The sequence below is a fragment of the Saccharopolyspora antiqui genome (genome assembly GCF_052246905.1).
Classification (GTDB): domain Bacteria; phylum Actinomycetota; class Actinomycetes; order Mycobacteriales; family Pseudonocardiaceae; genus Saccharopolyspora.
On the sequence record NZ_JBQQBO010000007.1, the window covers coordinates 20,338 to 41,323 of the forward strand.

General features: G+C 69.1%; 20 protein-coding genes. 12 read left to right on the forward strand and 8 right to left on the reverse strand.

Translation table 11 applies throughout. From position 1 onward, the window contains the following. Nucleotides 1-3: 3 nt before the first annotated feature. Nucleotides 4-507 (reverse strand): DUF4396 domain-containing protein, encoded by a 504-nt coding sequence (locus ACTWQN_RS13635; RefSeq protein ID WP_443204045.1) that lies wholly within the window; start codon nt 505-507, stop codon nt 4-6. A gap of 192 nt (nt 508-699) precedes the next feature. On the opposite strand from ACTWQN_RS13635, the gene ACTWQN_RS13640 reads away from it, so the two are divergent. Continuing rightward, complete coding sequence (locus ACTWQN_RS13640; protein ID WP_443203810.1) at nt 700-1,641, forward strand: LysR family transcriptional regulator; 942 nt, start codon at nt 700-702, stop codon at nt 1,639-1,641. A 98-nt stretch (nt 1,642-1,739) separates the two neighbouring features. Further along, nucleotides 1,740-2,900: an NAD-dependent formate dehydrogenase gene (locus tag ACTWQN_RS13645; RefSeq protein WP_443203811.1), complete on the forward strand. Its 1,161-nt coding sequence runs from the start codon at nt 1,740-1,742 to the stop codon at nt 2,898-2,900. Nucleotides 2,901-3,027: 127 nt separating this feature from the next. Here ACTWQN_RS13645 and ACTWQN_RS13650 read toward each other — a convergent pair whose 3' ends face one another. Further along, entirely contained in the window at nt 3,028-4,491 is a 1,464-nt protein-coding gene (locus tag ACTWQN_RS13650; protein WP_504230363.1) for a CehA/McbA family metallohydrolase, read from the reverse strand. A gap of 255 nt (nt 4,492-4,746) precedes the next feature. On the opposite strand from ACTWQN_RS13650, the gene ACTWQN_RS13655 reads away from it, so the two are divergent. Then, a complete protein-coding gene (locus ACTWQN_RS13655; protein WP_443203812.1) occupies nt 4,747-6,207 on the forward strand; it encodes a DHA2 family efflux MFS transporter permease subunit in 1,461 nt (486 codons plus the stop codon). 138 nt (nt 6,208-6,345) lie between these two features. On the opposite strand, the gene ACTWQN_RS13660 is transcribed toward ACTWQN_RS13655, so the two are convergent. The 6 genes from ACTWQN_RS13660 to ACTWQN_RS13685 form a co-directional block, all read right to left on the reverse strand. Beyond that, nucleotides 6,346-7,398, reverse strand: coding sequence for an LLM class flavin-dependent oxidoreductase (locus tag ACTWQN_RS13660; RefSeq protein ID WP_443203813.1), 1,053 nt, complete (start codon nt 7,396-7,398; stop codon nt 6,346-6,348). Continuing rightward, nucleotides 7,398-7,922: an SRPBCC family protein gene (locus tag ACTWQN_RS13665; protein WP_443203814.1), complete on the reverse strand. Its 525-nt coding sequence runs from the start codon at nt 7,920-7,922 to the stop codon at nt 7,398-7,400. The genes ACTWQN_RS13660 and ACTWQN_RS13665 overlap by 1 nt, the downstream gene beginning before the upstream one ends. Nucleotides 7,923-8,035: 113 nt before the next feature. After that, a complete protein-coding gene (locus ACTWQN_RS13670; RefSeq protein ID WP_443203815.1) occupies nt 8,036-8,533 on the reverse strand; it encodes a winged helix-turn-helix transcriptional regulator in 498 nt (165 codons plus the stop codon). Nucleotides 8,534-8,593: 60 nt separating this feature from the next. Then, nucleotides 8,594-9,829, reverse strand: coding sequence for a M20 family metallo-hydrolase (locus ACTWQN_RS13675; RefSeq protein ID WP_443203816.1), 1,236 nt, complete (start codon nt 9,827-9,829; stop codon nt 8,594-8,596). A 312-nt stretch (nt 9,830-10,141) separates the two neighbouring features. Next, on the reverse strand, nt 10,142-10,753 hold the full coding sequence (locus tag ACTWQN_RS13680; protein ID WP_443203817.1) for a thiamine pyrophosphate-dependent enzyme: 612 nt from the start codon (nt 10,751-10,753) through the stop codon (nt 10,142-10,144). Beyond that, the gene (locus tag ACTWQN_RS13685; RefSeq protein WP_443203818.1) at nt 10,750-11,304 is read right to left on the reverse strand and encodes a thiamine pyrophosphate-binding protein; all 555 of its coding nucleotides are present in this window, start codon (nt 11,302-11,304) and stop codon (nt 10,750-10,752) included. The genes ACTWQN_RS13680 and ACTWQN_RS13685 overlap by 4 nt, the downstream gene beginning before the upstream one ends. Between ACTWQN_RS13685 and ACTWQN_RS13690 the strand changes: the two genes are divergently transcribed. From ACTWQN_RS13690 to ACTWQN_RS13730, 9 genes are all read left to right on the forward strand, one after another. Next, nucleotides 11,303-11,515 carry a hypothetical protein gene (locus ACTWQN_RS13690; protein ID WP_443203819.1) on the forward strand — a complete coding sequence of 71 codons (213 nt, stop codon included), beginning with the start codon at nt 11,303-11,305 and terminating at the stop codon, nt 11,513-11,515. The two genes, ACTWQN_RS13685 and ACTWQN_RS13690, sit on opposite strands and share 2 nt — an antisense overlap. Nucleotides 11,516-11,584: 69 nt before the next feature. Then, nucleotides 11,585-12,667, forward strand: coding sequence for a tripartite tricarboxylate transporter substrate binding protein (locus ACTWQN_RS13695; RefSeq protein WP_443203820.1), 1,083 nt, complete (start codon nt 11,585-11,587; stop codon nt 12,665-12,667). A gap of 1 nt (nt 12,668) precedes the next feature. Continuing rightward, complete coding sequence (locus ACTWQN_RS13700) at nt 12,669-13,145, forward strand: tripartite tricarboxylate transporter TctB family protein (protein ID WP_443203821.1); 477 nt, start codon at nt 12,669-12,671, stop codon at nt 13,143-13,145. A gap of 5 nt (nt 13,146-13,150) precedes the next feature. Continuing rightward, the gene (locus ACTWQN_RS13705) at nt 13,151-14,668 is read left to right on the forward strand and encodes a tripartite tricarboxylate transporter permease (RefSeq protein ID WP_443203822.1); all 1,518 of its coding nucleotides are present in this window, start codon (nt 13,151-13,153) and stop codon (nt 14,666-14,668) included. 314 nt (nt 14,669-14,982) lie between these two features. Then, nucleotides 14,983-16,110 carry an acyl-CoA dehydrogenase family protein gene (locus ACTWQN_RS13710; RefSeq protein WP_443203823.1) on the forward strand — a complete coding sequence of 376 codons (1,128 nt, stop codon included), beginning with the start codon at nt 14,983-14,985 and terminating at the stop codon, nt 16,108-16,110. Nucleotides 16,111-16,160: 50 nt separating this feature from the next. Continuing rightward, nucleotides 16,161-17,765, forward strand: coding sequence for a sensor histidine kinase (locus tag ACTWQN_RS13715; RefSeq protein WP_443203824.1), 1,605 nt, complete (start codon nt 16,161-16,163; stop codon nt 17,763-17,765). Continuing rightward, nucleotides 17,762-18,418 (forward strand): response regulator, encoded by a 657-nt coding sequence (locus ACTWQN_RS13720; RefSeq protein WP_443203825.1) that lies wholly within the window; start codon nt 17,762-17,764, stop codon nt 18,416-18,418. Before ACTWQN_RS13715 ends, ACTWQN_RS13720 begins: the two co-directional genes overlap by 4 nt. 182 nt (nt 18,419-18,600) lie before the next feature. After that, nucleotides 18,601-19,347, forward strand: a complete 747-nt coding sequence (locus ACTWQN_RS13725) for an FkbM family methyltransferase (protein ID WP_443203826.1) — start codon at nt 18,601-18,603, stop codon at nt 19,345-19,347. Next, on the forward strand, nt 19,337-20,983 hold the full coding sequence (locus tag ACTWQN_RS13730; RefSeq protein WP_443203827.1) for an ArnT family glycosyltransferase: 1,647 nt from the start codon (nt 19,337-19,339) through the stop codon (nt 20,981-20,983). The genes ACTWQN_RS13725 and ACTWQN_RS13730 overlap by 11 nt, the downstream gene beginning before the upstream one ends. Nucleotides 20,984-20,986 lie beyond the last annotated feature (3 nt).

Here is a 20,986-nt window from a genome sequence, read left to right on the forward strand (position 1 = left end):
GCCTCAGTGGTGGTACTGGTGCACGACGGCATGTCCCTTGCCGCGCCGGATCAGCACGCGGTTGACCGGAACGGTCACCACGAACGCGATCGCCAGCGACGCGGCCAGCGCACCCCAGAACAGCGGGCTGGTCAGCCCGGCCGCCATCGCGCCGGGGATCACGACCATGATGGCGTTGTCGACGATCTCCATCACGGCGATCGACACGGTGTCCGCGGCGAGCGCCACGCCGAGCGCGGCGCCGAAACCAATACCGACCCGCAGCACCGGCACGATGGTCAGGCTGTATCCGAACACGAACGCCAGGGCGATGGCCAGGATGACCGTGGCGCCGCTGGACCAACCGAGCGCCGTGCCGATGACCATGCCGAGGACTTCGCCGATGGCGCATCCGGTCAGGCAGTGCGCCGTCGCCTTGATCGCGGTGCGGGTCAGCGCACGCCCATCGCCGACATGGTGCCCATGCCGCTGAGCGTGCTGGTCATGCGAGTGCGATTCGTGCCCAATCACCACAACACTCCCCTACTACGGGCCACCCACCGGGCAGCCACCATTCCGACAACACTCGATTTATACCCTAGGGGGGTATGGTTCGCAAGAGGATGAGCTGATGCCGAGTGCCTGCTCTGGCAGTGATCGGCCGGGTCGAACCCAGGAGTTTCACTGGACGGGAGGCCGGTTGGTGCGGGAGGCTGTGTCGTGCTTTTGCGCCAGTTGGAGTACCTCGTCGCGTTGGCCCGGGAGCGGCACTTCGCTCGTGCCGCGGACGCCTGCCACGTTTCGCAGCCTTCGTTGTCCGCCGCCATCCGCAAGCTGGAGCGGGAGCTCGGCGTCGCGATCGTGCTGCGGGGCCACCGGTTCGCCGGACTCACCCCGGAGGGCGAGCGCGTTCTCCAGTGGGCGCACCGGATCCTCGCCGAGTGCGACGCACTGCGCCACGACCTCTCGACGATGCGCGAGAGCCTGTCCGGTGTGCTGCGCGTCGGCGCGATCCCCAGCGCGCTGACCGCGGCCCCGCTGTTGACGACGCCGTTCTGCGAGCGGCATCCGCACACCCGGATCTCGCTGGAATCCCTGTCCTCGCGGGAGATCACACGTCGGCTCGCGGAGTTCGAATTGGACATCGCGATGACCTATGTGGACGATGAGGAGCTCGGAAACGTTCGGGTGACACCGCTTTACGAAGAGCGCTACCTGCTGCTGACGCCCAACGACGGCGAACTCGCCGACCGCCAGCTGGTGCGCTGGTCCGAGGTCGCGTCGCTGCCGCTGTGCATGCTGACCCCGCGGATGCGCAACCGCCGCATCCTCGACAAGATCTTCGCCGACGCCGGGGTCACCCCGGTGCCCGCGATCGAAACCGACACGGTGTCGGCGCTGTACGCGCACGTCGGGACGCACCGGTGGTCGAGCGTGATCGCGCACGCCTGGCTGCACATGTTCGGCACCCCCGAAGGAATGCGGATCGTTCCGCTGGAGCGCCCGACCTACTCGCCGCAGATCGGTCTCGTGGTGGCCGACCGCGACCCCGAGCCGATCCTGGCGCGGGCGTTGCTGGACCTGACTCGCGATCTGGACGTGCGCAGCGAACTCGACCGGGTGCTGCACGACCATCTGGCCTCGTCACAGCACGCTGGATAGAATTGGGCTATCCCCGAATAGAAAGTTTCGTTTTGACCGTGGCTTCGGGCACGGGGAAGGTCAAAAGCACCTGACAGAACGATCTTGGGAGCCAAATCATGGCAAAGGTGCTGTGCGTCCTGTATGACGACCCGGTGGACGGGTACCCGAATTCTTACGCGCGGGACGACCTGCCGCGCATAGAGCGCTATCCCAGTGGACAGACCCTGCCGACACCCGGTGCGATCGACTTCACGCCGGGCCACCTGCTCGGCAGCGTGTCGGGTGAGCTGGGACTGCGCCGATTCCTGGAAAGCCAGGGCCACACCCTGGTGGTCACCTCCGACAAGGACGGCGCGGACTCGACGTTCGACCGCGAGCTGGTTGATGCGGATGTGGTGATCTCCCAGCCGTTCTGGCCCGCTTACCTCACCGCGGAGCGGATGGCCAAGGCGCAGAACCTGAAGCTGGCGATCACCGCTGGAATCGGTTCGGACCACGTCGATCTCGACGCCGCGATACAACACGGTGTCACGGTGGCCGAGGTGACCTATTGCAACAGCATCAGCGTCGCCGAGCACGTGGTGATGATGATCCTCTCGCTGGTGCGCAACTACCTGCCCTCCTACAAGTGGGTGCTCGACGGCGGCTGGAACATCGCCGACTGCGTGGCGCGCTCCTACGACGTGGAGGGCATGCACGTCGGCACCGTCGCCGCCGGGAGGATCGGGCTCGCGGTGCTGCGCCGCCTGGCGCCCTTCGACGTGCACCTGCACTACACCGACCGGCACCGCCTGCCGGAGGAGGTCGAGCGGGAGCTGAACCTCACCTTCCACCCGAGCGCCGCCGACATGGTGCCGGTCTGCGATGTGGTCACCATCAACGCGCCGTTGCACCCGGAGACCGAAGGGCTGTTCGACGACGAACTGCTGGGGACCATGAAGCGCGGTGCCTACCTGATCAACACCGCTCGCGCCCGCATCGCCGACCGCGACGCCGTGGTCCGCGCGCTGGAGAGCGGGCAGTTGGCCGGGTACGCCGGTGACGTGTGGTTCCCGCAGCCCGCACCGGCGGACCACCCGTGGCGGAGCATGCCGCACCACGGCATGACCCCGCACATCTCCGGCAGCTCGCTGTCGGCCCAGGCCCGCTACGCCGCCGGAACCCGGGAAATCCTGGAGAACTGGCTGGCAGACACGCCGATCCGCGACGAGTACCTCATCGTCGATCGGGGCAAGCTCGCCGGTACCGGCGCGCATTCCTACTCGGTCACCCGCTGACCGGGCAGGCCGTCTAGCACGTCGAGCGCCGCGACCACCGGGGAACCGGCGGTCGCGGCGCTCGGGTGCGCCTGGCTCGTGAGTGGAAATCCCGGTCCTTACCGGAACAACCGCTCCCGAGCCGCGGCTACTCGCCGAGGAAGATCGGGTTAGTCATCGCCACCATCCCCGTCGGCCTGCGGACCTCCGCCCGCACCCAGCGCGTGTAGCGCGGGTAGGCCGTCCAGCTCGTGGTCAGCGAACCGGAGTCGGGGACCGCCTCGGTGTGCTCCGGCCCGAGCTGGTCCAGCAGCCGCACCGTGGTGCCCGGCACGCCGCTGACGGTCAGTTCGAGGATCACCGGGGTGCCGGTGTCCACCGGCAGCCGTTCGCCGATGCCCACCGTGCGACCGCCGCCGGTGGCCGTGAAGTCCAGCTGCACGGCTGCGGATTCGGCCAGCCACGAACGTCCCGCGCGCAGCCCGGCGAGCAGCGCCTCGCGCCGCAGGCCGTCGGCGAGCACCACGGTTTGCGGGCTGCCGACGGTGTGTTCGGGGTTGTGCGCGTCGGAGTTGCCGATCAGCGGAATCCAGCGTCCGGTGCGCAGCAGGCCGTCCCAGTGGTGCACGGCCGCTTCCTCTTCTTCGGTCCAGCCCTGGTTCCACACCTCGACGAGATCCGCCAGGTCGTAGGCGAATTCGTAGCTGCACCCGAAGCAGTTGGCGAACGGGTGTGCGGCGGTGACCAGGCCGCCCGCGTCGTGCACCTGGTCGACGAAGCGCCGGAAGCTGCGCGGGTCGTCAGCGCGGTAGCGCCAGTCGATCCAGGTGTTCGGTGGCAGTCCGATCGCCGGCCAGTGCCCGCTGCGGGTGGTGACCTCTTCGCCGTTGAGGATGAGCAGGTCGTCGGTCGCGTGCTCGCCCCACTGCAACGACGCCGACGGCGTGTTGTGTTCGGTGGAGGTGATGAAGTCCAGCCCGGCGGCGCGTGCGGCGGCGACGAGTTCCTCGGGTGTCCGGCGCCCGTCGGAGTGCACGGTGTGCAGGTGGCAGTCGCCGCGGTACCACGCCCGGCCCCGGTCGCGGGCCGGTGCGGTCTCGGGCGCCGGGTTGGGACGCGCTGGCGGTCCGGGCGGACCGAACCGCAGCGTGATGTCGACGCGGTAGTTCATCCCCTGCGGGGCGACGGTGTACGGGCCGAGGATGACGTGCCAGGTGCCCGCGCTGATCGGACCGGGCAGGTAGCCGGGCGTCGCGGTGGCGGCGTTGATCGTGAAGCGGTCCCGGAAACCACCGGACCAGCCGCGGAAGCCCCGGGCGTTGCCCAACTCGTGCCCTTGCGGGCCGAAGATGCCGATGTCGCAGGCGTTGCCTCGGGTGCCGGGCGGTACCTGCGGTTTGTCGTAGGAGTAGACCACCTCGATCTCGGCCACCCCGCGCGGCACCTCGACCGGGAGGTAGAACCAGTCTTCGATGCTGGGCTCGAAGGTGCCGGTGACCGTGCGGGTCTGGTCGCCGTCGGCCTGCTCCGCGAACGCCACGCCCGGCAGCAGGTTGGCCGCCGCGATGACACCCCCGGCCGCCAGGAACCCGCGCCTGCTCAGCAGATCCACTCTTTCCTCCCACGCTCGAAGTGCCACGAATCTAGCGGGGTGGAGCTGACCAGAACCGACACGCCGGGTGAACCCGATGCGACCGGCGGAAGAACTCCCTCCGGCCGCGATCCGGCAGCCGCCCAGGGCGGCCGGTTGATCGGCGAATCGCGTTGACATGGTGAGTCTATTTATAGAACTATCGAGGTAGACGTAATGTTTTGGGTTCGGATCGTCGGCTAGGCGCACCGGAACAACCGACCACCTGGAAGGACCATGGACGATTCCCAGGCCGGGGCAGAGCTCTGCGGCGCCGCCGGACAACCGGCGGCCGGTCGACCAGCCATCCGACCCGTGACGCCGCGGCCGCGCACCGAGCACCACCCGACAGCGGTTCTCCTCGTCGCCTCGGCCGGAGCTTTCCTGGCCAATCTCGGGTTGTTCATCGTCAACATCGCGCTGCCGGACATCCGCCAGTCCTTCGCCGGGACGCAGTTGGCCGGGGTGGCGTGGGTGCTCAACGCCTACACGGTGGTGTTCGCCGCGCTGCTCACCCCGGCGGGTCGCCTCGCCGACCGGTACGGCCGACGGCTGGTGTTCCTGATCGGCGCCGCGGTCTTCACCCTCGCCTCGGCCGCCTGCGCCGCCGCTGTTTCGGTTCCGCTGCTGGTGGTTTTCCGCGCCGTGCAGGCCGTCGGCGCGGCCTTGATGATCGCCACCTCGCTGGCGCTCATCCTCGCGGCGTTCCCACCTGCCAAGCGCACGACCGCGGTCGGGTTCTGGGCGGCGATCAACGCGCTGGCCGCGACCACCGGACCACCCATGGGTGGGCTGCTGGTCGAGCTGTCCTGGCGCTGGGTGTTCCTGGTCAACCTGCCGATCGGCGTTCTGATCCTGGTCATCGGGCCGCGGGTGCTGGCGGAGCACAGGACACCGACCGCCGGAGTGCCGGACGTGCTCGGCACCATCGGTCTGGTGCTCGGCGTCGGCGCCCTGACGTGGGCGTTCATCGAGGCCGCCGAACTCGGCTGGACCGGTGGCGCGGTGCTCGCCGGGTTCGGTGTCGCGGTGTTGTCGCTGGCGTGGGTGGTGTGGCGCTCGACGCGGCACCGGGTGCCGGTGCTCGACCTGCAGGCGCTGCGGGTGCCCAGCTTCGGGCTGGCCTGTGCGGCGATGCTGCTGTTCTCGGCCGGTTTCGGCTCGATGGTCTTCGGCAACGTCCTGTTCCTGACCGGGATCTGGCACATTTCGGCGGCGCTCGCCGGGCTGATGCTCGTACCGGGAGCGCTCGCCGTGGTCGTGACCGCACCTTTCGGCGGACGCCTGACGGACCGGTTCGGCTCGGGCCCGGTGGTGGCCGCCGGGGGGATCGTTTTCGCCGCCGGGGCGGCATCGTGGGTCTGGCTGCTGGATTCGACCGTGGACTTCGCCGGTGGACTCCTGCCCGGGCAGCTCCTCGCGGGCATCGGCATCGGCCTGCTGATGCCGAGCCTCAACGGCGTGGTCGGCTTGGTGCTCCCAGCACCGCGCTGGGGCGCCGGATCATCGATGATCAACACCTCGCGGCAGGTGGGCATCGCACTGGGAACCGCGCTCACGGTCGCCCTCTACGGCGACGACCTGACCCTCCCAGGCTTCCAACACAGCTGGCTACTGATCATCGCCACCACACTCGCAACAACACTCGCGGGCTACACCATCACAAAACAACACCGAACAACCAACACTCCACAGTAGACACACAACCACCCGCATCCCGCACCGCCCCGGGTTCACACGATGAGGTACGAGTGAAGGGCACCTTTGACCGACTATGCCGGTCAAAGGTGCCCTTCACCCCTCACTCGAACGGTGCGGCCGCGTGCTGGGGTGGGTTCAGGGGTCGAGTTCGTGGACCAGGTCGATGGCTCGGGCCAGGGTGGTCAGGCGGGCGTCCAGGGTGTCGCCTGCTGGGTAGAGGCGGACGGTGTCCACTCCGGAGGCCTGCCAGACGCGCAATCGTTCGCGGACCATGTCCTCGGTGCCGAGTAGCGTTGTGCCGAGCACCATTTCGTCGGTGACGAGATCGGCGGCGCCCGCGCGGTCACCGGTCTGCCAGCGCTGCCAGATCTCGGCAGCGACTTCGGCCCAGCCCTGGCGGCTGTAGGCGTTGTTGTAGAAGTTGGTGCTGGACGAGCCCATCCCACCGAGGCTGAAAGCCAGTTTCTTCTTGCGGCTGACCAACATCTCCCGCAGCACGTCCTCGTCGTCGGCGAAGGCCACCTCCGCGCCCTGGCAGACGTCGAGGTCGGTGCGGGTTCGCCCGGCCTCGGCCAGACCAGCGTCCAAGTGGGCGAAATAAGCGTCCGCGGCGCCTTCCGGCACGAAGCTGGTGCCCAGCCAGCCATCCGCGATCCGGCCGGTCAGCCGCAGCAGCGCGGGCGAGAGCGCGGCGAGGTAGATCGGGATGTCGTGTTCGGCGCGCATCGACAGGCACATCGGCGACGCATCACCGCCGGGCAGCGGAATCTGGAACCGGCTGCCCGAGAACGAGATCTTCTCGCCCGCGATCGCCTGCCGGATGATCTGCACGGTCTCGCGCATCCGCGCCAGCGGTCGGTCGAAGGCCACCCCGTGCAAACCCTCGATCACCTGCGGCCCGGACGGTCCCACCCCCAGCAGGAACCGGCCCCGCGACAGCTGCGACACGGTGATCGCCGCCTGCGCGATCGCCACCGGAGTCCTGGTGCCCAACTGCATGACGCCGGAACCGAGCAGCATGTGTTCGGTCCGCGCCGCCAGGTATCCCAGGAACGACGGGGCGTCGGAACCCCACGCCTCGGCCACCCAGCAGACGTCCAGCCCGAGTTTCTCCGCCTCCACCGCGAACTCGACCGGCTCCGACCAGTTGCCGCCGCCCGAGGCCTCGATCGTCGTGGCCGTGCGCATCAGGCGTCCACCCGGCCCGCGCCCTCGGCCAGCTTCTTGATCCCCTCGACCGTGGCGGTCATGTTCGTCTCGAACTCCCGCATTCGGACGAACACGATCTTCTGCTCCTTCTCCGGCATCCGATCGATCGCCAGCGACAGCCCGGAGCGGCCCGGCCCCATCCGCATCCACTCGTGCAGCCACGTTCCGCCGTCGGCCGATTCGATGGTGAACCGCCAGGTCGCGGTGGGGGCGTCGGGGCCCTGCACCGCCCAGGCGAACACCCGGGGCGGTTCGAACTCGACCACGCGCGAGGTCGTCGACCACTCCCCCAGCGCCTCGTGGGTGCTGCGCCCGACGAACCGGACGCCCAGCGCCGGGCCACTCGCCCCGTCCACCCACTCGATGGACTGCAACTCCGCGCTCAGACTCGGCATCAGCTCGACGTCGGAGACGAGTTCCCACACCCGCTGCGCAGTGGCGTCGATCCAGGTCCGCACCTGCGCGGTCGGCCCGTCCGCATACCGCGCGCCCGTCCATTCCATCCTCGGCTGACCTCCTCGTCACGCCGGACGACCGCTCGAAAAACGGCCTGACCACGAGAGTTGCGTAACTAAACTCGCGTGTCAAGACGGGGTTGCGAGCCGTAGCCGAAGACTCAGCGCGCGAAGCGCCGCTGCACCTCCGGCCGCTGCGCCAGCCGAGGCGGATAGCCCGGCCCCATCCGCTTGGTGGTGTCCGCGGCGGTCAGCGGCTCCCCGCAGACCGCGCACACCACCTCGGCGTGCGTGTCGTGCCCGCACCGCTCGTGGTGCAGGGTCACCGGTGGCCCCTCCTGCCCCGCGAGCCACTTGTCGCCCCACCGCGACATCGCGGCGAGCACCCCGTGGAAATCGCGGCCCTTCTCGGTGAGCACGTAGTCGTAGCGCACGGGGTTGCTGTCGTACTGCTGCTTCTCCAACAGGCCCTCGTCCACCAGCCGCCGCAACCGCTCCGAGAGCGTGTTGCGGGCGATGCCCAATTCCTGCTGGAACTCGTCGAACCGGCGGATCCCGTAGAAGGCCTCGCGCAGCACCAGTGGCGTCCACCAGTCACCCAGCAAGTCCATCGTCCGAGCGATCGAGCACGGCCACCGTGCGAAAGAGGTACGCCTCATACCGGCCAGACTACAAGTCTCACGACGAAACCGACCAGGTCAGTGCACGCGGCCGGAGCTCTAGAGCGCCTGGTGGATCAGGCGGTCCAGGACACCGGTGAGCAGATCGAGGCCCTTCACCAGGTCCTCGTCGGCGGTGTGCTCCAACTCGTTGTGCGAGATCCCGTCCACGCTGGGCACGAACAGCATCACCGTCGGCACCAGGTCCTTGACGTTGGTCGAGTCGTGCCCTGCGAGGGTGCGGAGCTCGCGACTGCTCAACCCCAGGTCGTCCGCGATCTCCCGGGCGAGCGCCACTCCCGCGGGCTCGTACTGCGCCGCTGGCCAGCGGTGGCCGAACTTCTTCTCGATCCGCACGTCCGCCTTGAGCTCGATCGCCGTGAACTGCTGCCGCAGCAGCGCGTCGGCTTCCTCCAGCAGTTCCTGGGAGTCCGAACGGAGGTCGAAGTGCATGCGCACCTCCGACGGCACGACGACCGGGGAGTTCGGGTGCACGGTGAGCTGGCCGCAGGAGGTGTGCAGGTGTTCGCCGAACCGGTCGGCGAGCTCTCGAACGGCCACCACCGCCAGTGCGGCTCCGTAGAGGGCGTCCTTGCGGTCGGGCATCGGGGTGGCACCGGTGTGGGCCTGCGCGCCGTGCACCGCGATCTCGTACTTGTTCGCCGCCCAGGTGGAGGTCACCAGGCCGATGTCGATGCCCTCCTTGTCGAGGATGGGGCCCTGCTCGATGTGGATCTCGGCGTATGCGGCCAACTCCGTCGCCGGGTCCACCACTTCGGCCCGGCCCTGTTCGCCGATCTGGAGGAGGGCGTCGGCGACGGCTGTGCCGCTGGTGTCCAGTTCGCCGAGCGCCTGGTCGAGCGGGATCTTGCCGCAGAACACGCCGCTGCCCATCATGGACGGCTTGAACCGCGACCCTTCCTCGTTGAACCAGTTGACCACGCCGATGTTCAGCGGTGGGGGCACGGCCGCTCCCCGGTACTTGCGGCGCAGCCGGTCCGCCGCGTGGGCGGCGGCGAGAACGCCGTAGGCGCCGTCGTACTTCCCGCCGCCGGGCTGGCTGTCCAGGTGCGAACCGGCGAGCACGTACGGCGCGCCCGGGGTGAATTCGTAGAGCCCGAACATGTTCCCGATCGGATCGTTGGCCACCCGGAACCCGCGGTGCAGCAACCAACCGCGCAGCCACGCCCGGTTCGCCAGGTCCGCCGGGGTCGCGGCCTGCCGCTCCACCCCACCTGCCGGGGTCGCCCCGAACTTCGACATGGTCCGGAAATCGGCGAGCAGATCGTCCGCCATGGCACCACCTTTCCAGCAAAAGACCGCCGGTTGGGACCCTACGAACCGCAGCGCCGCGCGGCCATAGTGCGGAAGTAGTATTCGCCCCAGTGGACGGCGCGTTGGCCAGCAGCGCCGCGGCGATGACCGACGAGTTCACCAACGCGGTGTCCTTCGAAGAAGCACTGCGCCGCTACACGGTGCACGCCGCGCACAGCACGTTCCTGGAGCAGCAGCTCGGCAGCCTCACCCCCGGCATGCTGGCCGACGACCCCACCTCGGTGCCCTCGACCAGATCCACATCACCGCCACCATCATCGGCTGACGGCCCGCCTACGCCCCGGACGCGCTGCTGGGCTGAGCACCGGCGGGGGCCAGCCGCGGCACCAACCACTGCCGGAACCGGGCGCCGAGCACCACCGGATCCTCCAGCAGCAACGGGATTCCCGCCGTGTTGCCCGGTTCGATGCGGGCGTGGATCAGCACCGGACCGGCGGATTCCAGCGCCTTGGTCAACGAGGCGTGCAGCGAGTCGGTGCTGTCGGCGCGCAGCACTTCCAGGTCGCAGGCCTCAGCGATGCGGCCGAGGTCCAGTCGCGCCGCCTGCGTCGGAATATCGGCGGTCGAGGCGTAGGTGCCGTTGTCCAGGAGCAGCACGATCAACGGCTTGGGCAGCAGATATCCGGCGGTGGCCAACGCACCCAGGTTCATCAGCAGCGAGCCGTCGCCGTCGATGGTGACCACCTTCGACACCGCGGTGCCTTCGCAGGCCAGCGCCAGACCGGTACCGACCGAGGTGGTCAGGCCCATCGCGTCGAGCAGGTAGAAGTGGTTCGGGCGATCCGCCACGGCGGCCAGTTCCCGACTGGTCGCCGCGCAGGTGGCCACCACCGGCAGGTCCTCGGTCAGCGCCACAGCGGTGCGCAGGGCATCGATGCGCTTCATGCTGCGTTCTTCCCTTCGGTCGCGTCGAAGAATTCCATCAGCACCACGACCGGCCGGTACGTCATCCGGGCGTGCTTGCCCGCTTCGGCGACGGTGCCGTGCCAATCCGCTGGCGAATCGCGGCGGTCCACTGTGAACACCGGGATCGCGGATGCCGACAGCACCGCGGGCACCGCGCCGGAAATGCTGTGGATCATCGAGTTGTACTCGCCGAGACCGCCGCGGGTGTTCGCCACGATCAGCAGCGGCAGGTGGTAGGACAGCGCGAAGGTGGTCAGCGCCGTCAGGGCGTTTCCGAAACCGTTGTCCTGCATGACGATCGCGCCGAACTGCCCGGCCAGCGGCAGCGCACCGATGATGCCCACGGCCTCTTCTTCGCGGGACACCGGGAACACCGCCGTCGGGCGTTCGGTGCCGGAGGCCGGGTCGGTGCGCTCCAGCTCGGTGATGATCGGCGCGATGCTGTTGGACGGGACGTAGGCGATGAAGTCGCAGTCCAGGTCCCGGATCGCGGCTGCGACCCCGGACCGTCGTTGCTCGATCCTGCTCATGCTGTCCTTTCCGATGAAACCGTGGCCGGTTGCCATGATGCGTGAAACTCCGCGCCAACAGCATGTCAATCCGCTCATTGCCGCAACAACGAATTCTGGCGGAAAATCCACCGGAGAAAAAGCCGATCCGGAGGTCGCGGAAGGCGGGGGCCGAACACCGTACCTCTCGGAACAGGGCAGGACAACGGCTGTCATCTGGCAGATCACCTGATAGATTCGGCACCGCAACGCGATATGTCCACTCAGGATCGCAAAGCCCGATTCGGGTGCAGTTGACGTCGTGCCTGGCGTTGCGGAGTCCACCAACCGGTTCTCGTTCTGCCCGCAGCACGAGAAGGGACGGTCGATGTTGAGAAGAGCCAACGCTTCCGGTACTCGCCTGCCGATGCGGAAGATCGCGACGGCGGTCGCGCTGCTCGCCGCCCTCGTGCTGCCCGCGGCCTGCGCAACGGGCGCGAAGTCAGCGGCGGACTACCCCTCCGACGAGATCCGGCTGCTCGTGCCCTACACCCCCGGTGGGCCCGCCGACCTCGCGGCCCGCACCATCGGCGACTACTACCAGCGCACGATGGGCCAGCCGGTGGTGGTGGAGAACGTGCCCGGCGCGGCCGGTTCGGTGTCGATGAACGAGCTGGTGTCCAGCAAACCCGACGGCTACACGATTGCGTTGATCGCGGCACCGTCGAGCGTGGTCACACCCATGCTGCAGGATGTCGGCTACGGCTCGGAAGACTTCGAGACGGTCGGTGTCATCACCGCGGTTCCGTCGGTGCTCTCGGTCGGCACCGGGTCGAAGTTCGGCACCGCGGAGCAGTTCTTCGCCGAGGCCAAGGCCCGGCCGCAGCAGCTCAAGGTCGGCGTGCCGGGCGCGACGACCTCGCAGGCCATCGAGTTGCGCCGGTTGGCCGACGAGTACGGCGTGCCGCTGACCGTGGTGCCGTTCAACGGCAACATGGAGATGATCCCGGCCATGCTCGGCGGCAACATCGACGCGCTGTTCTCCAACCTCTCCGAGGACATCCGGGCGCAGTTCGACGCGGGCGCGTTCCGGCCGCTGGCCATCAGTCCCCGCGACCGGGTCGACTACCTGCCGCAGGTGCCCACCCTCCACGAGCTCGGCTACCAGGGCCTGACCTACAGCACCTCGCTGTTCGGGCTCGGCGTGCCCAAGGGCACCCCGCCGGAGGTCATCGACAAGCTGGAGCAGGCGCTGCGCGCCGGATTGCAGGATCCGCAGGTGCGCCAACAGCTCGACGAAGCGTACGTGCCCAACGAGTTCGTCGACCGCAACGCATTCCGGGCGCAGTTGAACGAGATCGTTCAGGTCTACGGACCGGTGGTCAAGCGGATCAGGGGGAACTAGGTTGGCCACCCGCGAGCCGGGCCGACCCCGGTTGGCGCACCGCATCGGCGGTGTGGTGGCGCTGCTGGTCGGCGTCTTCTTCGTGGTGCAGGCCGCGCTGCTGCCGCTGGGCGACTTCGCCCGGCCGGGGCCGGGGCTGTGGCCGTTGCTGGTCGGGCTGGTCATGATCGGTGCCGCGATCCTGGTGCTGTTCACCGATTCCGGCGCCGACCACGAGCCGTTCGCGCCATCGGCGCGCAACGTCGCGTTCGGTGTCGCGGGACTGGCCGTGTTCATCACCGCGTTCGGCTACCTGGGTTTCATCCTGCCCGGGCTGGTCACGTTCGCCTGCTGGCTGCGGTTCCTGGCGCGCGAGTCGTGGCGCGATTCGCTGCTGCTCGCGGTGGTGCTCACCGTCCTGTTCTACGTGCTGTTCGTGCCGGTGCTGGGTGTGCCGTTCCCGCCGGACGTGGTGGCCGGGCTCTGGGGAGGTGACTGACCGCGATGGGGTTCGAATCGATCCTGACCGGGTTCGAGGTCGTCTTCGCGCCGGAGAACCTGCTGTACGTGTTCCTGGGCGTGCTGATCGGCACCGTCATCGGTGTCATGCCGGGGCTGGGTCCGACCGCGACGATCGCGCTGCTGCTGCCGTTGACCTACGGCATCGAACCGGAGTCGGCGGTCATCATGCTCGCCGGGATCTACTACGGCTCGATGTACGGCGGGACCATCACCTCGGTGCTGCTGCAACTGCCTGGCGAAGCCGCGTCGGTGGTGACCACCTTCGACGGCTACCAGATGGCCAAGCAGGGCCGAGCCGGGCCAGCGTTGGGCATTTCGGCCATCGGGTCGTTCATCGGCGGAACCGCCGCGGTGGTGGGGCTGACGCTGTTCGCCCCGCTGCTGGCGTCGTTCGCGGTCCGCTTCGGCCCGCCGGAGTACACCGCGCTCACCGTGCTCGGCATCCTGCTGGTCACGTACTTGGGCACCAAGTCGGTGCCCAAGAGCCTGGTGGCCGCCGCGCTCGGGTTGTTGCTGGCCGCTATCGGGCAGGATCCGATCGAGGGCACCGCGCGGTTCACGCTGGGCATGACGGATCTGTTGGACGGCCTGGACTTCGTCGCGATCGCGATGGGCCTCTTCGGCGTCGGGGAGGTGCTCTACAACCTCGAACGCGGCACCGACGGCTCGATGGTCACGCAGAAGATCGGCCGGTTGTGGCCGACGATGCGGGACTGGGCGCAGTCGCGGGGTGCGATCCTGCGCGGCTCGATCCTGGGGTTCGTCATCGGTGTGCTGCCCGGTGGCGGTGGCGTGGTGTCGTCGCTGGCGTCCTACGCCTTGGAGAAGCGGCGGTCGCGGCATCCCGAGCGGTTCGGCAAGGGCGCCATCGAAGGCGTGGCGGGGCCGGAGACGGCGAACAACGCCTCGTCGGCGTCGGCGTTCATCCCGCTGCTGACCCTCGGCATCCCGTCGAACGTGGTACTCGCGTTGATCTACGGCGCGCTGCTGATGCAGAACATCACGCCCGGGCCGCAGTTGGTGTCGCAGCACCCGGAGATCTTCTGGGGCGTCATCGCCTCGATGTACCTCGGCAACCTGATCCTGCTGGTGCTCAACCTGCCGCTGGTCGGGGTGTTCGTGCAGTTGCTGCGGTTGCGGGTGGGCATCCTCGGCGCGATCGCGGTGATGGTCACGATGGTCGGCGTTTTCAGCATCAACAACGACATCTTCGACATGTGGATCGTGCTGGTGTTCGGCGTGCTCGGCTACCTGATGCGCAAGGCCGGATTCGAACCCGGCCCCCTGGTGCTGGCCTTCGTGCTCGGCGCGATCATGGAACGCTCGTTCCGCCAGTCGATGCTGCTGTCCAACGGCGAACTCACCATCTTCGTAACCCGCCCGATCTCCGGCACCATCACCCTGATCGCCCTAGCCCTGATCACCTTCTCGATCTACCACTTCATCCAAACCCACCGCAAAACCCCAACCCCCACCCCAACTTCCCACGATGTGGACTGAGTGAAGGGCACCTTTGCCCGGCATACCCGGTCAAAGGTGCCCTTCACCCACCACCCGAACGGTGAACTGGGGTGCTGTTCGTGGGGCGGGTCGTGGGTGGTTTCTCAGCGTGCGTGGGTTGTTTGACAGGTGGGTTTTGGCTGGGCAGGCTCGGGGTTCGTGCAGGGGTATTTGGCAGTGCTGACTCGGCGCCGGTTCGTCGACAACATGACGGTGGCGAGCTCTTCCTGTTGTCGCTGAACCGATGGCGCAGACGCGCCGCGCGGCAACCGGCAGATCCCGTCAACACGGCCATGTCCAGTTTGGAGCCCGCCATGCCAATCGACCCCGCCACCCTCACCGCCGAACTCGCCAACACCGCCGAGGAGTACGACCACACCGGCGAATTCCCCACCGCCGGTATCCAGGCCGTGCACCGGGCCGGTCTGCTCACCGCGACGGCGGGCGCGGAGTACGGCGGCGCGGCGCTGAACATCGGCGGCACCGCCCGGCTGCTGGCCGCGCTCGGCGAAGGAGATCCCTCGGTCGCGTTGATCACCGCGATGACGCTGTTCCAGCACGCCGCCCAGGCAACCCGCGGCCACTGGCCCACCGACCTGTACAAGGAGGTGCTGGCGGCATCGGCGCACCGGCCCACGCTGCTCAACGCGGCGCGCGTGGAGCCCGAGCTCGGTTCGCCCGCTCGCGGCGGGCTCCCGGCGACCACCGCTCGCCGGACCGCGACCGGCTGGGCGCTCAGCGGCACGAAGCGTTTCGTCACCGGCGCCGAAGGGCTGGCGTACTTCCTGGTCTGGGCGGCCACCGACGAGCCGGTGCCCAAGGTCGGCGCGTTCGCCGTGCCCGGCGGCAGCGCCGGGATCGACATCGTCCGAACCTGGGACACGGTGGGGCTTCGGGCCAGCGGTTCGCACGACGTCGTCTTCACCGACGTCGAGATCCCGGTGTACAACGTGGTCGGACCGCTCGCTGAAATCGACGGGCGGGGCAGCATCGAGCACATCGGTCTCGGTCTGGCCCTGGCCTCGATCTACCTCGGTGTCGGACGCGCCGCGCAGCGCGCCTTCCACCGCTTCGCCTGGGAACGCGTGCCGAGCAACCTCGGCCGCCCGGTCGCCGAAACCGACCGGTTCCGCGCCGCCGCCGGGGAGATCGACGCGCTGCTGGGCGCCGCCGAGCACCTGCTGTTCGGGCTCGCCGATCGGGTCGACCGGGGCGAGGAGGTTCCCGACACCCGGCTGCTGGGTGCCCGCGTGGTCGCCGTCCGGCACCTCACCGACGCCGTGCAGGCAGCGCTGCGCCTGCTGGGAAATCCCGGATTGAGCAGGCTGAACCCGCTCGAACGGCACTTCCGCGACATCCAGTTCGCCGGGGTGCACGCCCCGCAGGCCGATGTCGCGCTGGGCATCGTCGGAGCCGCCGCGTTGTCGCGCGAGCGGGGCTAGCCTGCGGAACACCACTCCGGACGCCGCTGCGGTCTCGTACGCTGGCTGCCGTGTCGGAAGCCGGAATGCGCCTCGCGGACCGCCTCCGGCTGTTCTTCGCCGGGCTGCGGCCACCCACCCGCCGCGCGGCCTTGGTCGATGGTGCGCTGCTCGTGGTGGCGCTGGTTGTCTCGGTGGGCGGCGGGATCGCCGTCCCGCCGCCGGGGCCTGGTTGGCTCCCGGTCAAGCTCGCCGTGCTGGTCGGGCTCACGACGACGGCGCTGGTGCTGCGCCGCCACCATCCGATCGTGAGCCTGCTGGCGGCCGCGGCGGCCGCGGCGCTGCTGCCGCCAGCGCAGTTCCTGCTCGTCGGCATGAGTTACGCGGCCGGTTACCGGATCGCGCGAGTCGGGCATGCGCTGGCCGCGCTGGCGGTCGCCTCGGCGCTGTATCCACTGGTGGGTTGGTTGGCCTACCCGACGACCTACTTCAGCGAACCCAGAATGGGCTTGTTCATCTTCCTTTGGCTGGGGATGACCATGCTGCTGGGGAGGTACCGGCGCCAGCGCCGAGACCTGGTGGTCAGCGGCTGGGAGCGCGCCGAGCGGCTGGAAGCCGAGCGGGCCTTGGTCGCCAGGCAGGTGCGGCACGCCGAACAGCTCCGGATCGCCCGTGACATGCACGATTCGCTCGGTCACGAGCTGAGCCTGATCGCGCTGCAGGCGGGCGCGCTGGAGCTGGACCGCTCGCTCGACGAACGCCACCGCGACTTGGCGGGCAGACTGCGCTCCAGCACCACCGCCGCCATGGAACGCCTCCAGGACGTGATCGGACTGCTTCGGGAAGACACCAGACCGGACACGACGGGTGGTGGTATCGACGAACTCGTCGAACGCGCGGCCAACGTCGGTATGGACGTCGAACTCCGACGCGAGGGCAACCCGGACCACGTGCCGTCCGAGGTCGCCGAGGTGGCTCGCCGGGTCGTGCAGGAATCGCTGACCAACGCCCTGAAGCACGCCCCGGGCAACCCGGTCCACATCGGACTGTCGTACACCGCCGACGAGGTCGGTGTCGAGGTGGCCAACCCGGTGCACTCCGGTGAGCTGGCGAGTTCCCGGTGGCGGTTCAGCTCCGGTGGTCATGGACTGACCGGACTCGCGGAACTGGTGGCGCTCGCGGGTGGCACGCTGCGGGCCGACGGCCAGGGCAGCGAATTCCGCCTCACCGCGCGGATTCCCCGTCGCACCGACGGCACTTCGACCGACGCCGACTCGCCGCGGATCGATCCCGAACCCCGCACCGGTGGCCCGGCGACCGCGGCGTTCAACCGGTTCCGCGCCAGCGTTCGGGCGACGGTCGCCGTCCCGCTCGCCGCCGTCGTGGTGATCCCGATCGGGCTGCTGCTGTTCATCGGCAACCTCGAAGTCCGCAACACCTCGATGCTGCCTCGGGACTACGACGCGCTTCGCGTCGGGATGACCGAGACCGCGGTGCGAGACCGGTTGCCCGCCTCGGAGTATCCCGACGCCGAGCAGGACGATCGGCTGCCCCGACCGGCCGGGGCGGACTGCCGGTACTACGGGCAGCGCAGCGGCGGCTTCGGCACCGAAGGCCTTTACCGACTGTGCTTCTCGTCCGGGAAGCTGATCGCGAAGGATGTCCTCGAACCGTGATCCGAGTGGTGGTCGCCGACGATGAGGCGTTGATCCGGGCGGGCATCCGGGCGGTGCTCGGCAACGACCCGGAGATAGAGGTGGTTGGCGACGCGGCCGATGGTCATCAGGCCGTCGACCTGGTGCTGCGCCACCGGCCGCAGGTCGCCGTCCTGGACATCCAGATGCCGGAGCTCGACGGGATCGCCGCCACCACCGAGGTGCTGCGGCTCGCGCCCGCGACGGCCGTGATCATCTTGACCACGTTCGGCGACGACGAGTACATCAGCGGGGCGCTTGCCGCCGGTGCCACCGGATTCGTGCTCAAGGCCGGTGATCCGCGGGAACTGCTGCAGGCGGTCCGGGCCGTGACCGAAGGAGCGGCCTTCCTCTCACCGCGGATCGCCCACCGCGTCATCAAGCGGTTCACCGCCACCGACCGGTCCGGCCGCACCCGCGCGGCCGAGCGAGTCGCGGAACTGTCCGATCGGGACCGTGACGTGCTGGCCCGGCTCGGGCGGGGACTGCCGAACGCGGCCATCGCCGCTGAGCTGCACCTGACCGAGGGCACCGTGAAGGTCTACGTCAGTTCCTTGCTCGCCAAGCTCGGCGTCGAAAACCGGGTCCGGGCGGCGATCCTGGCGTACGAGGCGGGCTTGGTCGAACAGGGCTGACGCCGCGTCCTGTTCTTGACGCGGCGCAACCGGCGTCGCTATGCGGAGATTAACCTCGGTTAATCGCAGGTGTTGACTTCCACCAATGTCCGCGGGATGCGGATCCCTGGTGGGATTTTCCCATGCACATAGCGAAATTCCGGAATTCGGCTCCCCCGAGACCAATTCACCCCGCGCGGCGGTTGTCCGGTGCCGCTGGCCTGATCCGCTTCTGCTCCCGCTGGTCGTGGTTCGTGGAACGCGAAATCGGCTGCCTGGCGGCGTTCGTCCCGCCGGGTTCGGTGTGCATCGACGCAGGCGCGTCGTACGGGAGCTATTCGCTTCCACTGGCACACCTGGCCGGTGCCACGGGCCAGGTGCACAGCGTCGAGCCCATCCCGGCTTCCGCGCGGCTGCTGTCGAGCTTCGCCAGGGTGTGCGGGGCGGCGAACGTAGTGGTGCACCAGGCAGCGGTCGGCCGGACCGGCGGAACAGGGCACATGAGCCAGCCCCGCCGCTTCGGTGTCGCGGTGAGCACCCGGAGTTTCCTGACCACGGGCAGCCGCGGCCCCGGCGCCAATGCCGGGTTCGCGGCCCAGCGGCTGGTCGAAACCCGCGTGACGAGCATCGATGAGATCCGCCGCGAGCACGGCCTGACCAGGGTCGATTTCATCAAGGCCGACGTGGAGGGCAACGAGCTCGCGATGCTGGAAGGCGCGCGGGAGACGCTGGCGGCGCACCGCCCGGTGCTGCTGTTGGAGGTGGAGCAACGGCACGTCGAGAAATACGGCGCCCAGGCGGACGACCTCCCGGCGCGACTCGCCGACTACGGTTACGCCATGCACGTGCTGCGCGGCGGCGCGTGGCAGCCCGCGGCTCGGATCACCGGTGCGTTTCGAAATTACCTTTTCACCGCAAGGGAATCGCGGGCGGCGCGACATGAGAGTTGAGCCGCGCCTGGACGAGATCTCCGCTCGGGAGCAATCTCCCGCACCTCAGCCGTTTTTCGAATTGGCGAAAGGACCGCTGTTCCTCGTCTTCGCCGCCGTGGTGCTGGTGCTGTTGGCGACCAGCGGGCGGTACGGCTACTTCGCCGACGAGCTCTACGCCGTGGCGGCCGGGCGCCGGTTGGACTGGGGGTACGCCGACCAACCACCGCTGGTTCCGCTGTTGGCGCTGGTGATGGACACGCTGCTGCCCGGTTCGGTGGTGGCGTTGCGGATTCCGGCGATGCTGGCGACCGGTGCGGGCGTGTTCGTGGCGGCCCTGTTGGCGCGCGAGTTCGGTGGTGACGGTCGTGCGCAGGTGCTCGCCGCTGGCGCGTGGGCGGTGACCGTCCAGTTCGTCAGCGCCGGGCACATGCTCGTGACCTGGGCGATCGACCCGTTGTTGTGGGCGGTGGTCAGCTGGCTGTTGGTGCGCTGGACCAGGCTGCACGCCGAGGGCCGGGCAGCCGACCGCCTGCTGCTGTGGGCCGGGGTCGTGACAGCGGTGGCGTTGCAGGTCAAGTTGCTGATCCCGGTGCTGTGGCTGTGCCTCGGTGTCGCGGTGGTCGTGGCCGGACCGCGGGCGCTGCTGCGCCGCCCGATGCTGTGGTGCGGGGCGGCGTTCGCCGCGGTCACCGCGATCCCGACGCTGGTCTGGCAGCACGCCAACGGCTGGCCGCAGCTGCGCATGCCCGGGGCCGTTGCCGCCGAGAACTGGTACGGCTGGCTGTTCGTGCCCTTGGCGGTCGCCGGTGCCGGAGCGGTGGGCGCCGTGCTGGTCTGCTACGGCCTGTGGCGCCTGTTGCGCGCACCGGAGCTGCGGGTCTACGGCTACCTGGGGTTGACCGCGCTCGGTGTCACGACGGTCTGCTTCCTCGCTGGCGGGCGGCCGTACTACGTCGCGGGCCTGTACGGGGTGCTCTACGCGGCCGCCGCGGTCGGACTGCAGCGCCACCGGGCGGCCGGTGCCCGCAGGCGGTGGATCGCCTGGCCCGCGTTCGGCGTGTCGGCGTGCCTGGCGCTGGCGGCGTTGCCGGTCCTGCCCGCGTCGGCGATCTCCTCGCGCGACGTGTTCAGCAGGGGCAGCCTCGGTTGGCCCGAGGTCACCGCGACCGTGGCGGAGGCCTATCGGCGGCTTCCGGACGACCGCAGGCGCACCACGGCCGTGCTCACCCACGACTACTGGTCGGCCGCGGCCATCGATCACTACGGCCCCGCGCTCGGGATTGCCCGGCCCTACAGCGGAAGCCGGGGGTTCTGGTACCTGGGCCGTCCGCCCGATGACACCGAGGCGGTCGTCTACCTCGGCGGCGGCGAACGCTACCTGCGCACGTTCTTCCGCGAGGTTCGGTTGGTGGGCTCGGTGGACACCGGCGTCGACACCTACTACGAGGGCACCCCGGTCTGGCTCGCCGCTGGCCCGAAGCGGCCCTGGCCGCAGCTGTGGCCCCAGCTCAGGCGGATGGGCATCTTCGACGGTTCCAGCGGGTCCGGCGGCGATGTGCCGGGGGCGGAGTCCCCGAACCGGGCGAATGCGGTCAGCGGCGCCCACGAACGGGTCATCTCAGGTTTTGCCGGTTACCGATCAGTAGTACCGTGATGT